Source organism: Pelagicoccus sp. SDUM812002 (genome assembly GCF_031127835.1).
In the GTDB taxonomy this organism is placed as follows: Bacteria; Verrucomicrobiota; Verrucomicrobiia; order Opitutales; family Opitutaceae; genus Pelagicoccus.
Window position 1 is genome coordinate 267,851 of record NZ_JARXHX010000005.1, and the last position, 12,574, is coordinate 280,424.

A 12,574-nucleotide genomic window follows, 5' to 3' on the forward strand; every position below is an offset into this window, starting at 1 on the left:
ATGCCTGCTGATTACAAAAGCCTTTCTCGCGTACAACGCCTTGCCACTTTCTTGGTGGTAATCGGTCCTGAAGCCGCAGCTCACGTCCTAAAGGAATTCGACGACGAATCGATCGAGATCATCTGTAAGGAGATGACGAACATATCCGCTATCGAGACGGACTTGCAGAAGGCCGCGGTAGAAGAGTTTTCGAGCTTCATTCTTTCGAGCTATGGTTCCTTGCTCGGTGGACCCCTTTACACGCGCCGCGCCCTTGAAATTGCCAAGGGCGACTTCAAGGCTACTAGCATTTTGGAGCGTATCGCTCCGACCAGTAACTCTGCCGAAGTCATTAAGGAAATCGAGCAGATGGAGCCGCGTCAGATTTTCAACATGATCAAGACTGAGCAGGCTCAGACGATCGCATTCGTGCTCTCATATCTCGAACGCGACAAGGCTGGACCTATCCTTGGCATGTTTAACCACGAGGTCCGTGAGGAAGTGATCGAGCGTCTCGGCATCATGGAGCCGACTTCGCTAGAGCTTATCAACAAGGTCGCGAACGCTCTCTCTAAGAATTTGGATACGAAGCAAAAGACCACACTCAACAAGAGTGGCGGCATCCGCATGGTTGCGGATTTGCTCAACACACTGGAGAAGGAAGACAGCAAATCTATCCTCACCAACATCGAAGAGCGCAACCCCGCTCTCGGAGCGGAGATTCGCAAGAAGATGTTCAGCTTCGACGATCTATCTCGTTTGGAGCTCCCCGACTTGCAGCGCATCATGCGCGAAGTCGATTCTGGCGATCTCATTATTGCGCTCAAGTCCGCTACCGAATCGCTTCGCGATGCAGTCATGGACGCGGTATCGAAACGTGCTGCGGAAACTCTGAAGGAAGAGCTCGAGATGATGGGACCAGTCAAGTTGACAGAGGTCGAAGCAGCTCAGGAACGCGTTATCCAAGTGGTACGTCGACTAGAAGAACAAGAGGAGATTTCACTAGATGGTGGCGGCCAAACAGTCTAAGAAACATCGCCTCGTGCTCGAGGATAACCTCGTTTCGTTGGCAGTTGCCTACGACGGTATGCCTCGCGTCGATAGCCTCTTGCATAAGCAAGAAGTGGACGCGTCATACAAGTCTGGATACGAAGACGCTAGTTCCCAGTATAATCAGCAGATCATCGATTTCCGTTCTGAGATCAACTCCTTGCGTGAAGGCACTTTCTCGCAACTCGAGAACAAGTTTACCACGATTGTGAGCGAGGCGCGTGAAGCTCTCATGACGCTCACTTACGAATGCGTGAAGCAAACCCTTGGCGGTTTCGAAATGACAGCGGAAGCCATCGAGTCCGTCGTGGAAGCCGTGGTCAAGGAAGCGGGCTTGGAAGACGAACGCATGGAAGTTCGCTTACACTCTGCGGATATCGCTATGCTCGACGAGCTCGATACCGATCTCCGAGCTAAGCATCCAGGACTAGAATTTGTTGCGGACGATATGCTTCGCAGGGGAGATTGCGTTCTCTCAAGCCGCTTTGGCAAGATCGACGGTACGCTGTCGAACAAGCTTCATAAGCTAGGGGAGAGCTTGCGTCCTTCATGAACCGCATGCTTCCAGATTGGGCTTCAGACATTGGAGCTCGTGTTGGCGCTTTGGATACGCTCAGCCACCTCGGAAAGGTGGCCCAGGTAACTGGCTTGATCGTCGAGTCAGAAGGACCGCAGGCGAGTCTGGGGGACGTTTGCGAAATCACTTCCCCGGGAACGACCGTCAAGGTATACGCAGAGGTCGTAGGCTTCCGCGAACAACGGATCTTACTGATGCCCTTGGGCGACGTGGCTGGCGTGCATCCCGGATGTGACGTCAAATTGAGCTCCGGCTTCAACAAGATCCCTGCTGGTAATGAAGTGCTCGGCCGAGTGGTTGATGGCATGGGCCGTCCCATTGATGGTTTGGGCAGCATGCACTTTCAAACGCCAAGCTCGGAAACGGGTAAGGTGCCTAACCCTCTCTTGCGACGCCGGATCACCGAGCCGTTCAACACTGGGGTGAAAGCTATCGATCTATTTTCTCCGGTTGGAGAGGGGCAGCGCATGGGAGTCTTCGCAGGATCCGGTGTGGGTAAGTCGACCTTGCTCGGCATGCTTGCTCGAGGTTCTAAAGCTGACGTCAATGTAATCGCTCTAGTAGGTGAACGTGGTCGTGAACTACGTGAGTTTATTGAGAAAGATCTAGGCCCGGAAGGCATGGCCCGCACCGTGGTTGTAGTCGCGACTTCTGACCAGTCTGCACCCATGCGCTTGCGTGCGGCCAATATGGCTACTTGCATCGCCGAGAATTTCAGAGATTCCGGCAAGAAGGTTCTCTTTTTGATGGATTCTGTAACACGTTTTGCCATGGCCCAGCGCGAGGTTGGTTTGGCTGTGGGCGAACCGCCGGCGAGTCGCGGTTATACGCCATCTGTTTTTTCCACGCTCCCGAGATTGCTCGAGCGCACGGGCAATTCTGACAAGGGGTCAATCACCGCGTTCTACACCGTCCTGGTGGAAGGGGACGACCTAAACGAACCGATCGCGGATGCGGTACGCGGTATTCTCGACGGTCACATCGTGCTTTCGCGTCAGCTAGCCACTGCTAACCATTTTCCAGCCATTGACGTTTTGGAGAGCATTAGCCGACTGAGGAACGATATTTCCAACGAAGAGGAGCTCGCTACTGCGGGACTCGCCCGCGACTACCTCGCTTTGTATCGAAAGAATGAGGACATCGTCAATCTCGGTGCGTACGTGCGTGGAGCGAACCAGAAAATCGACGCTGCGATTATCGCCAACGAGCGAGTGATGAATTACTTGAAGCAAGGGTACACCGAGAGCGTGCCTCGGAATGAAAGCTACCAGAAACTCTCCGCTCTGATCCGATGAAGAAATTTAATTTCAACTTAGATCCGCTGCTTGTATTGCGGGAACGCGACGAGCAAAACGCCCGTATGGCGTTGTCGGAAGTCAATGCCCAAGTAGAACGCATCAACCAACATATCGCCAAATTGGAAGCTTCTGTCACCGGGACTTTCGCATCTTGGAACGGCGAGAGCGGGCGCCGTTTTGCTCCGACGGATAGGATTGGCCTCGCTGGCCAAGTCGCAGAGCTGCAACGTCAGGCCGACGAGGCCCGCAAGTTAATGCAGAAAGCTCAGGAACGCAGAACCAAAGCAATGAAGGCACTGCAGGATGCCTCCCGGAGCCGCAAGGTCGTGACGAACTTGAAGGAGAAACGTTTCAAGGAATACACAGCTGAAGTTCAAAAGCAGGAAGCGATCGAAATCGAAGACATTTTTAATGCACGGAGGAGAACCATCTAATCGTCATGCAAATGCTATCTAAACCACTGGTCATCGCGCTCATTGCCCTCGTACTCATGGTCGGGACGCAGTTTGTCGCCTTGAAAATGTATTGGACTGAACTCTTCCCCGACCCGCAAACGACTGCGTTGGTGATAAAGAGCGAGGAGCCAAAACCTTTCGAGTGGGGCTTTGCCTCCGAATACATATCGCAGCTCGAACGCGAGCTGCATAAGCGTATCCTCATGTTGGATGCTCGCGAGGAGGAGCTTAATGCTTATGAAGCTCGTCTAGGAGCAGATCGCGCCGAGATTGAAGAAATCAAAGACGAGGTTGAGCAGATGCGCGAGCACTTGCTCGAAGGGGTAGTAAAGCTAGAGGCGGACGAGGTTGAGAACCTGAAGCGCCTTGCGAAAGTGTACGCCACGCTTACGCCGGACGCGACCGTCAATATCTTTACGGACCTGGACGATGCGACGGTCGTCAAAATCCTGTTTTTTATGAAATCCGACACCGTGGGTGCTGTTCTCCAAGAGATGGCGACTGCGAATGGTGGTATCGCGGAGCAAGTTCGCCGAGCCGCCAAGATCTCCGATATGCTCCGTCTCTTTACGGACAACACGAAGGACAACTTAGCACAAAGATAATTATGCCAATAGAGCCAACCAACGTATCCAAACCAGCGGTACGTGAAATCGAATCGACGTCTACCAATTTTGGGTCATGGACGTCCATGCAAGGAAGCTCTACCGGAGGCAAGGATCGCCCCCTCAACAGCCTTTGGGAAAAAGCCATCAACGGTGCCCAAAAGCTTTTTGGTTCGGAACAGTACGAATCTGCAAACCTTGAAGAAAAGGGTGAGAAGGAAGACCGTAGTGATTCTACAGATACGCGAAGCTCCAATAGTGACCAAGGCTTTGAGGCGAGACCTGCTTTTGTAGGGCGACGTTTCGGCAGCTTTGGTGGTGCGGCCTTCGGTGGAAATACTTTTGGTTCGGTGGCTACTTCGAGAGCGGCGCCGGAACCTAGGATGAATGAGTTTGAGGCTCCGAAGGCGAGGTCGGAAGTAGAATTTACCCAGAAAGAGCAACCTGTTGAAAAGTCGAGACTAGTAGCTGAAGAATCGACGCAGAAGCCAAGGGTGGTAGCGGAAGACGGTTCCGAAGACGAGGCTGAATCTAAAAATAGGCGTGGCGATCTCGTCCCCGCCAGGCCTGCTCAGAAAGGTTTGGTGTCTCAACCGCCAGGGGCTGCCGCTGCAGTTGTAGCGCAAGCGTCTGTTTCGCAAGCTCAAGCTCAAGTGGCAACAAACGTCTTTAACCCAGAATCAACCACGCCGATGGCGCGTCAGGCAGGTGCCGTCGCGTCTGCCACGCCGTCCCAAGTGGCTCCGCAGGCCCCTCTCAGTAGCGGTCAATCGACTCAGGACGCAGCTGCACAAGCCTCAGCTAACTCGAAGACTGGTACTGGAAACGCGAATACGCAAAGTTCCGGCAAGGATCAATTGCCAGCTCAAGCTCAGGCCTCAGTGGCAAATGTCCCTTCCAGTCAAAAAGTCTCGGAGGTACCGGCAAATCCTGCCCAGTCGGGTAAGCCATCGCAGGTTGCCAATACTGAAGCAGTGAAAACGCAGACTCCTGTCAGCGAAGTTTCCGCGAAACCTGAGATTACCACTCCCAAAACTCAGGCCGTGACCCAGGCTACTGCGGATGCAGCCTCAGCGAACGAGAATGCGGGATTGGTTAAGGACGCGACCGCGACGAAGGAGACCCTCGGTTTCGACGTAGCCAAAGCAAAAGAGGCTGTTTCCGAAGTTCTTGCTAAGGGAGCGGCTAGCAAGCCCGCTTCTCAGCCAACTCAATCTCAAGCTCCGGTAGCTCAACAATCGGCTCAATCGAATCAAGGTCCGGCGGACACGGCGGCGAAACCGACTCATGGTGAGATAGGAACGGCGCGATTGGTTGAGAGCGTTTCGAGCGAGAGTAAAGATCTTGCAGCTGCTGATACGACCAAGCGCGATTTATCTGCCAATGCTAACCAACAGCGTGCGGCCAATGCTAAGGCTTCTAGCGAAGCAGCTGCGAACGCTCGTTCTTCAGGTCAAGAGGGCGTCGGCTTCGATGCCAAAATGGGGCAAGCGACCGGCTCTGCTAAAACCACCGCAAATCAGTTTGCCCGCGAATCCGCGGTAGCTGCTGCAAGTCGGGTCTCAACGTCAGCGCCACAAGGGAAAGTTGCCGGAACTGCGATGCAATCTAACTCCGCGACGGGTGTGAATGGTGTGGCGACCGGTGCTCAGACCATGGCTAATGGAGTGACCGCTCGAGGAGCTCAACAGGGTCAATCTCAGAATTCCGATGGCGATCCAGCGGCGAAGCAGGATTTCGCAGCGACCATGAAGCAAGCGTCTACTTCTAAAGGCAGCGAGAAGCCTCTCGATGGAGGTCAATCTTTCGATGCCAAGGTAGAGGCGGCTGAAAATCGTCGTTCCGAAGCGGCCGGCAAGGCTCGCCAAACGTCCTACGTAAGCAAGACGGCTGCTGAGGTTAAGGAGGTCGTAGCGGCATTGACCAAAAGCATCGATCGCCTCGTCACTGATAAAAGTGGCGCTATGAATCTTAAGCTTAACTTCGAAGGAGGCGGCAGTTTGAAGCTCAGCATCTCCATGGAAGGCGGAAAGGTTGCTACTTCGATGCAGACTGATGTGGTTGGACTCGAGGGAGCGATCAAAGCGAACTGGGGAGAGTTGGCCAATGATTGGAACCAGAAGGGTGTAAAGCTTGTGACGCCTCAATTCCAGAACTCCGAGTCGGGTAAAGATTCCTCATTCGAGAATCTTAGCGAATTTGCCTCCAAGCAAGATCGACAGTCAGACGGGAGAATGGGTGAAGGACGTGGCCGCCAGGGAACCCGTACTCGCGGATTCTCTAGTGGCGGTTCAGACCAAGCTGAAACCCGTGAATCTGTAGTCGAACGACGTGAAGAGGTCGTAACTGACAAAGAGCTCAAAACTTACGCTTAGTCGCTTCACGCATTAAACTTTTCGAACACGCGTACACTGTTCGAGACTGGAACGGGGATCCCATCAGGGGTCCCCGTTTCTTCGTTTCCGGATGGCTCTGCGGCAGCTCTCGATCCCGCTTTAGAGGCACGCTTTTCCACAGGGATGGGCAGTTCTTGCCGTAAGGTTTTAATGCACTCATCAGGAATAAATATAATATTTTAAATCCCTGTTGCAGAGTGTCTTATGTTGACTGTTTAAGAGTTGGCATTGCCGTTGCTTAGAAGAGGTCAGTCAAGAACGTACGCGAACAACAAGAACCTCCATACCGACCAGAAACGCAATGCCAGTAGATGCAGTAGGCAGTACAACCCAGAACCTCGAGGGAGTATCAACAACCTCTTCGGGCGGCTCAGGACAGGACCGCGTCGAGCAGAAGGCCTTAGGCCAAGACGAATTCTTTAAATTGCTCACCACCCAGCTCGCTTCGCAAGACCCTCTAGAGCCAATGGAGGATACTGCCTTCATCGCCCAGATGGCCAGTTTTAGCCAACTCGAGATGACCTCGGAGATGACCAAGAGCTTCGACAAGATGAGCCAAGTGCAGCAGTTCGCGTCGGCCCATGGCTACATTGGCAAAACGGTTAGCCTCTCAAGCGGCGAGGAGGGGATGGTGACTTCGGTCGAGCGTCAGAATGGTGATACCATCGTCTTCTTGGACGGCAGCAATACCAACGGACGCAGCGTCGAGAATATCTTCCGAGTCTCCCCGGGAAGCGGCGAAACCGCTCCAGTCACCTCATCGAGACAGGCAACAGCGACAGCGACTGACACCACTCGAAGCGATGAGGCAGTCGAAGGCTAAGCGAGCCTTAGAAAGCAGCATCACGGATTTCAATCCCTACAATTTCCAACAAGTAACAATTTAAAACTCACTAAATATCATGGCATTTGGAGCACTCAGCAGCGGAATCAGCGCCCTCAATAGTTTCTCGAAAGGAATGGAGGTCATCGGTAACAACATCGCGAATGTTAACACCGTCTCTTTCAAGTCTTCCCGTATCAAGTATTCGGAGACATTTAACCAAGTACTCAAGCAATCTGCCCCATCGCCATCGAGCGGAGACCGTTCAAACGTGCAAGCGTCCCAGGTCGGTCTTGGCGTACAGGTAGAAGGCATCGTTGGTCAGTTTACGCAAGGCGGAGTATCGTCAACCAGCCAGTTGACGGACTTGGCTATCCAGGGTGAAGGATTCTTTTTGGTAGAGGATCCTAAAACGAATAGCCAGTTCGCCACTAGAGGGGGTGACTTCAGAATCGACGACCAAGGATTTTTGGTGACGAGCGGTGGCATGCGTGTGCAAGGCAAGACAGGCGGTTCCGTCGGCTTCGATGTGGAAGTTGATGCGGATGGAAAAATGAAGTTTGTCGTCAATGAAGATACGCAGACAGGGACGATTGCTCCATACGAATACGGCGATATTCAACTTGATTATAATGTAGGGGACGCTGAAGTTTATGATGCGGAGTTTATCAGTGGTGGGCAAAAGCGTAACACTGTTATGTACACCAATCATCTGATTGGAGAAACTGCAAATGGCGCTACTGGTTGGGGTAGTATTGTTGTTGATGGAAACACAGGTGTAATTGATGTTGATAGTACGATATATGGAGCCGATGCGGATAATCCACACCGTGTTGGTGGACTTATATATAACGATTTAGAGAGCCCTACGGAGATTGTGGGAGTGACTGGTTGGCATGCTTTTATGGAAGAAGCTGTTTCGAATTTGAAAACGCTGAGAAACGTGAGCGATCAGGGCTCGCTGTCAGGAGTCGTGACTGACGCTGAAATCGAACAAGCTGTTAGTAGTGACTTTTTTCATTCTATGTATGGAGTCGCTCTTGACGGAGAGGCTGCTGTGACTATCGACGGAAATGCGGTTCGCGACTTGTTTGGAAGCGGCGAATTGACGTGGGAGAACGTCGATTCGGATGCGACGATAGATTCGGTCATGGCGACCTTTCCCAAGTCTCCTCAGGAAGCGGCAGCATTGGTATCGTCAGTCACTCGAGAAGAGACACCAGAGTTGAGTCGTTTCTCTGTCGATGATGAAGGAGGTATCGTATACTTCCTCAATAACGGGGATAGTTTTAGCCGTGGGCAAATACAGCTCGTAGACTTTAATGATAAAACTGCTCTGATTCGAGAGGGGCAAAACCTTTACTCAGCATTTGGAGCAGCGGGCCTAAGAGAGAATCCATATGATGCTACATCCGGAGGACTTCAGGTTGCGGGTACCAATGGCCTTGGCATCGTAAAGCAAGGCGCCCTTGAGCTGTCCAACGTGGACCTCACCAATGAATTCGCCAACATGATCACCACCCAGCGTGGGTTCCAAGCGGGATCCCGTATCATCACGGTATCCGATGACATTCTTCAGGAAGTCGTAAACCTGAAGCGATAACCAACAACTAGGTAACCTAACCTAAATAGTAGTAATAACCTCAAAGGCTGAATAGAATGGCAGAAGAACAAGCAGCTTCAGAAGCTCCTAAACAGTCCGCGAAAGGTGGAGGAGGTAGCGGGATGATTCCCGCCCTCCTCGTTATCGTGCTCATGCCGGTTATCTCCTTCGCGATGTTTAAGTTCATGATCATCCCAATGATTAAGGCAGAACTTCCCGCCCAAGGGGAGCCCGCTCCGATCACTGCGGAGGATCTGGAAATCAATTACGAAGACTCTACCGAGCAGATTTCATACGCTTTCGAGCCAGTCGTGGCCAACGTGTTGGGCACCAGCCAGACTCGTTTCGTGCAGGCTGTATTCACTGTTTACGGACGTCACCCGGATTTCGTTTCGTTGATCGAAGCAAAAAAGGTGCGTCTTCGCGACCACGCGGATAGTGTCTTGGGGAGCCTTACATTGGCTGACCTGGAAAAGCGCGAGATCAAGAATATCGTACGCAATCAGCTCCGCGAGGGCTTCAATCACCACATCGGCAAGCCGCTTGTGGAAGAAATCTATTTCGACTCGTTCGTAACCCAGTAGGGGAACCGCTCATTGAGAAACATGGCTAACGACGATCAGACAGAAGGCGAGCTGCTAAACCAAACTGACATCGACGCTCTTATCCAAGAGGCGATGGAGGAGCCAGAGGAGATCATATACGATCCCGAAGGCAACAAGGTTAAGACCCCGAAAGGGACACGCATCGAGCCCTATGACTTCCGCAACCCAATCTTCCTTACGGAAGTCGAGCTGCGCCGCGTCCGTATCCGCCATGAAGAGTTTATCCGCTATCTGGCAGCTCGACTCTCGATTTTCCTACGTCTTGAGTACTCGCTCAAGATGTCGCGTCTTTCGACGCTGACCTACAGCAAGTTCACCGAGACGATTCCCAATCCCGCTCATGTGGTGCTCTTCAAGATCGAGCAGCTCTTTGGGGTGGGGGTCATCGATATCAACCCGCGACTCGCGCTCACCATGGTGGACCGGATGCTGGGGGGTAAGGGACACTCGGTTCAGGGCGAACGCTACCTCACCGAGATCGAAACTAACCTCGTAGACGACGTCGTCAGTATCGTTCTCGAAGAGTGGTGCCGTCAGTGGAAGGCCGAGCAGGAGCTCGATACCACTATTATCGGTCACGAAAGCAATGGTCGCTTCCTGGAGACCTCTCCGGCGGATGCTATCATGCTCGTATTGTCGATGGAAGCGGGAGTAGGTGACTGCTCCGAGACAATCCAGATTGGGTTGCCGTATTATACGCTTGAGCCTATTATCAAGCGCATGCACGAGGCCAAGGAAAAGGACTTGGGGCTGGACTCGGCTCAGTCGGAAAGCGCCTGGCAGTCGAGCTTTAACCAGATCGACATACCTGTACAGGCGGAGTGGGACGGCGACAGCCTCACCGCCAAGGAAGTGCTCGCCCTACGGCCGGGCGATGTGATCCGTTTCCCAAAGAGCGTGCTGAAGAACACGCGGGTTAGACTTTCGAATTCAATAAAATTTACCGGAGAGATCGGCTTAGAGAACAATCGAGTCGGCGTGAAACTTAATAGAAAAGTAGAAGAGGAATCGCCCGAATTATGAACATGTTAGAAGAAACGAAGGACTTGGGCTTATTGATGGACGTGCGCGTAAAGCTCACGGTCCAGCTCGGATCGTGCCGCATGCCAATGCGAGAGGTCATGGAGCTTGTGCCAGGATCGGTTATCCAACTCAACCAGGAGGCCAAGGATCCAGTTGGGCTCTACGTTAACGACAAATTGATCGCCTACGGTGAGGTCGTGGTCGTGGAAGACAATTTTGGGATCAAGATTACAGAAATGACCAATGGCTAGGATAGCCCCGCTAAGGCGGAATAGGATTTGATTGATAACAGATATGTTTAAGAAGCCGTGCCCTTGTGAAGAAGGGCGCGGCTTCTTTGTGCCCCGTTCTCTGGGAGCGGGAGGAACTGTCGCTGCAGAGCTGCCGCTGTGCCTGCGAGAGTGCGATTCGTAGGGCTGGGAAGGGTGGCAAAAAACAGCCGAGGGAGTCCACGTAGAGGTCCCTCGCAGGGCTAGGAAAAATGTGCCTAGACGACAACTTGAGTGATAACTTAAATCTTTTTTCGGTTTTTATCTCATTGGTTTTTAGAGGCTTATGTTCGTTTTGGGTTGGTTGGCACCTGCGTTGCTTAGTCAGTAACGCACCAACCACCTATTTCCTATGTCGTTTCGCACCACCTTTGCCGCGCTTACCACCACAGCGGCTTTAAGCTTTTGCCAATTTGCCCTTGCCGTCGATAGAGACGAAGTCATTGGCGGGCCTCGCGTTGCGGGAGAGGACGGCATTGAACCGTCTTCCTCGGCCATGCAGGGGCTCTTTTCTGGAGACTCAGCGTCCTCCGGCGCCTTGATAACGCTTCTGGGCTACGCTGTCATCATAGGGGCCTTAGCGGTGGTCGTATGGTTTCTCTTCCGAAGTGGCATTATCCGCAAGAAATTCTCCAAATCCGAGGGAAAGCTCAAAATCGCGGAGACTCGGATGTTGGGTAATCGTCAGTTTCTCTCCGTCGTGGAGTATGGTAGCCAAAAGATCCTTATAGGCGTGGGTCCCGGCAAGATCGACTACCTTACGACTTTGCAAAATAGCGCTGGAGACTTCCCTGAAATGGAAGTCCCCGAAGATGACGCTCAGCTCGGAGGGCAGGCGTGAAGATTCGTTCATCCATATTCTGGATACTTTTGGTCGCTTTCGCTTTCGCGAGCGTTGCGTCCGCCCAGGATGCTCAGGATACGGGCTTGGCGGGTGGTACGGGAGTCCAGCTGAGCGTGAATATGGGTGGCGATGGTGGAACCCAGGACGTGGGTGCAGCTATTCAGGTACTGCTTCTCATGACCTTGCTCACCTTGGGTCCGTCCATGGTCGTGTTGATGACGAGCTTTACGCGTATCATTATCGTTCTCGGATTCGTACGCACCGCGATAGGCGTTCACCAGGCTCCTTCGAACCAAATCATCGTGGGCCTTTCTTTGATCATCACCTTCTTCATCATGCAGCCGGTCCTCAACAACGTGAACGACAATGCCCTGCAGCCATTGATGGCGAAAGAGATTACCACGATGGAAGCGTTCGAAGCGGGGTCGGGTCCATTGCGTGATTTCATGTTGGACCAGACCCAGGTGACTGACATCGAGTTTTTCTTGGATTTGGCGAATTACGGTCCGACGCCAGCCTCGGAACTGCCCATGCGTGTGGTCGTACCCGCCTTTGTGATGAGCGAGATTCGCACCGCGTTCAAGATGGGTTTCCTGATCTTCCTTCCTTTCATCATGGTCGATTTTTTGGTGGGCACCACGCTGATGGCGATGGGTATGATGATGATGCCGCCTGTTGTAATTTCTCTTCCATTCAAGCTCCTCCTTTTCGTCCTAGTCGACGGTTGGGCACTTGTAATTAAATCTTTGGTACAAAGCTTTAACATATGAATCTCGAAACCGCTATTGAACTGTTCCGTCAGGCAGTGACTAACGCTCTCATGTTGGTCAGCCCGATCCTCATAACGACCATCGTCGTGGGCTTGGTCATCAGCTTGATCCAGTCGGTCACCAGTATCCAGGAGCAGACTCTATCCTTTGCCCCGAAGCTCTTCGCGGTTGGTGGCGTTTTGATCATCGGTTCGTCTTGGCTGCTCAGGACCCTGATGGGATTTACCATCGAAATCTACCAGAAGATCCCTGAGGTTGCATTTTAGAACTTCACCTC

The 12,574-nt window shown here is 52.6% G+C and carries 14 protein-coding genes; all 14 read left to right on the forward strand.

The window, feature by feature from the left end; translation table 11 throughout:
• The 14 genes from fliG to fliQ all read left to right on the forward strand — a co-directional run bounded on the left by fliG (position 1) and on the right by fliQ (position 12,563).
• The gene (gene fliG / locus QEH53_RS10150; protein ID WP_309023071.1) at positions 1-1,008 is read left to right on the forward strand and encodes a flagellar motor switch protein FliG; all 1,008 of its coding nucleotides are present in this window, start codon (positions 1-3) and stop codon (positions 1,006-1,008) included.
• A complete protein-coding gene (locus QEH53_RS10155) occupies positions 986-1,582 on the forward strand; it encodes a FliH/SctL family protein (protein ID WP_309023072.1) in 597 nt (198 codons plus the stop codon). Before fliG ends, QEH53_RS10155 begins: the two co-directional genes overlap by 23 nt.
• Positions 1,579-2,901, forward strand: a complete 1,323-nt coding sequence (locus tag QEH53_RS10160) for a FliI/YscN family ATPase (RefSeq protein ID WP_309023073.1) — start codon at positions 1,579-1,581, stop codon at positions 2,899-2,901. Before QEH53_RS10155 ends, QEH53_RS10160 begins: the two co-directional genes overlap by 4 nt.
• Positions 2,898-3,338 (forward strand): flagellar export protein FliJ, encoded by a 441-nt coding sequence (fliJ, locus tag QEH53_RS10165; RefSeq protein ID WP_309023074.1) that lies wholly within the window; start codon positions 2,898-2,900, stop codon positions 3,336-3,338. Before QEH53_RS10160 ends, fliJ begins: the two co-directional genes overlap by 4 nt.
• An 11-nt stretch (positions 3,339-3,349) precedes the next feature.
• Positions 3,350-3,964, forward strand: a complete 615-nt coding sequence (locus tag QEH53_RS10170; protein ID WP_309023075.1) for a hypothetical protein — start codon at positions 3,350-3,352, stop codon at positions 3,962-3,964.
• A 2-nt stretch (positions 3,965-3,966) separates the two neighbouring features.
• Positions 3,967-6,339, forward strand: a complete 2,373-nt coding sequence (locus QEH53_RS10175) for a hypothetical protein (protein WP_309023076.1) — start codon at positions 3,967-3,969, stop codon at positions 6,337-6,339.
• Positions 6,340-6,661: 322 nt separating this feature from the next.
• Positions 6,662-7,183, forward strand: coding sequence for a flagellar hook capping FlgD N-terminal domain-containing protein (locus QEH53_RS10180; protein ID WP_309023077.1), 522 nt, complete (start codon positions 6,662-6,664; stop codon positions 7,181-7,183).
• Positions 7,184-7,262: 79 nt separating this feature from the next.
• A complete protein-coding gene (locus QEH53_RS10185) occupies positions 7,263-8,786 on the forward strand; it encodes a flagellar hook-basal body complex protein (protein WP_309023078.1) in 1,524 nt (507 codons plus the stop codon).
• Between the two features lie 56 nt (positions 8,787-8,842).
• On the forward strand, positions 8,843-9,370 hold the full coding sequence (gene fliL / locus QEH53_RS10190) for a flagellar basal body-associated FliL family protein (protein ID WP_309023079.1): 528 nt from the start codon (positions 8,843-8,845) through the stop codon (positions 9,368-9,370).
• Between the two features lie 21 nt (positions 9,371-9,391).
• Positions 9,392-10,414 carry a flagellar motor switch protein FliM gene (locus QEH53_RS10195; protein WP_309023080.1) on the forward strand — a complete coding sequence of 341 codons (1,023 nt, stop codon included), beginning with the start codon at positions 9,392-9,394 and terminating at the stop codon, positions 10,412-10,414.
• A gap of 2 nt (positions 10,415-10,416) precedes the next feature.
• Complete coding sequence (fliN, locus tag QEH53_RS10200) at positions 10,417-10,665, forward strand: flagellar motor switch protein FliN (RefSeq protein WP_309023081.1); 249 nt, start codon at positions 10,417-10,419, stop codon at positions 10,663-10,665.
• A 370-nt stretch (positions 10,666-11,035) separates the two neighbouring features.
• A complete protein-coding gene (locus tag QEH53_RS10205) occupies positions 11,036-11,524 on the forward strand; it encodes a flagellar biosynthetic protein FliO (RefSeq protein ID WP_309023082.1) in 489 nt (162 codons plus the stop codon).
• The gene (gene fliP, locus QEH53_RS10210) at positions 11,521-12,297 is read left to right on the forward strand and encodes a flagellar type III secretion system pore protein FliP (RefSeq protein WP_309023083.1); all 777 of its coding nucleotides are present in this window, start codon (positions 11,521-11,523) and stop codon (positions 12,295-12,297) included. The genes QEH53_RS10205 and fliP overlap by 4 nt, the downstream gene beginning before the upstream one ends.
• Positions 12,294-12,563, forward strand: coding sequence for a flagellar biosynthesis protein FliQ (fliQ, locus tag QEH53_RS10215; protein WP_309023084.1), 270 nt, complete (start codon positions 12,294-12,296; stop codon positions 12,561-12,563). The genes fliP and fliQ overlap by 4 nt, the downstream gene beginning before the upstream one ends.
• Positions 12,564-12,574 lie beyond the last annotated feature (11 nt).

Bases quoted from the DNA above. Each gene is read 5' to 3' on its own strand.
- fliG (WP_309023071.1), top strand. From the start codon at position 1: ATGCCTGCTGATTACAAAAGCCTTTCTCGCGTACAACGCCTTGCCACT.
- QEH53_RS10155 (WP_309023072.1), top strand. From the start codon at position 986: ATGGTGGCGGCCAAACAGTCTAAGAAACATCGCCTCGTGCTCGAGGAT.
- QEH53_RS10160 (WP_309023073.1), top strand. From the start codon at position 1,579: ATGAACCGCATGCTTCCAGATTGGGCTTCAGACATTGGAGCTCGTGTT.
- fliJ (WP_309023074.1), top strand. From the start codon at position 2,898: ATGAAGAAATTTAATTTCAACTTAGATCCGCTGCTTGTATTGCGGGAA.
- QEH53_RS10170 (WP_309023075.1), top strand. From the start codon at position 3,350: ATGCTATCTAAACCACTGGTCATCGCGCTCATTGCCCTCGTACTCATG.
- QEH53_RS10175 (WP_309023076.1), top strand. From the start codon at position 3,967: ATGCCAATAGAGCCAACCAACGTATCCAAACCAGCGGTACGTGAAATC.
- QEH53_RS10180 (WP_309023077.1), top strand. From the start codon at position 6,662: ATGCCAGTAGATGCAGTAGGCAGTACAACCCAGAACCTCGAGGGAGTA.
- QEH53_RS10185 (WP_309023078.1), top strand. From the start codon at position 7,263: ATGGCATTTGGAGCACTCAGCAGCGGAATCAGCGCCCTCAATAGTTTC.
- fliL (WP_309023079.1), top strand. From the start codon at position 8,843: ATGGCAGAAGAACAAGCAGCTTCAGAAGCTCCTAAACAGTCCGCGAAA.
- QEH53_RS10195 (WP_309023080.1), top strand. From the start codon at position 9,392: ATGGCTAACGACGATCAGACAGAAGGCGAGCTGCTAAACCAAACTGAC.
- fliN (WP_309023081.1), top strand. From the start codon at position 10,417: ATGTTAGAAGAAACGAAGGACTTGGGCTTATTGATGGACGTGCGCGTA.
- QEH53_RS10205 (WP_309023082.1), top strand. From the start codon at position 11,036: ATGTCGTTTCGCACCACCTTTGCCGCGCTTACCACCACAGCGGCTTTA.
- fliQ (WP_309023084.1), top strand. From the start codon at position 12,294: ATGAATCTCGAAACCGCTATTGAACTGTTCCGTCAGGCAGTGACTAAC.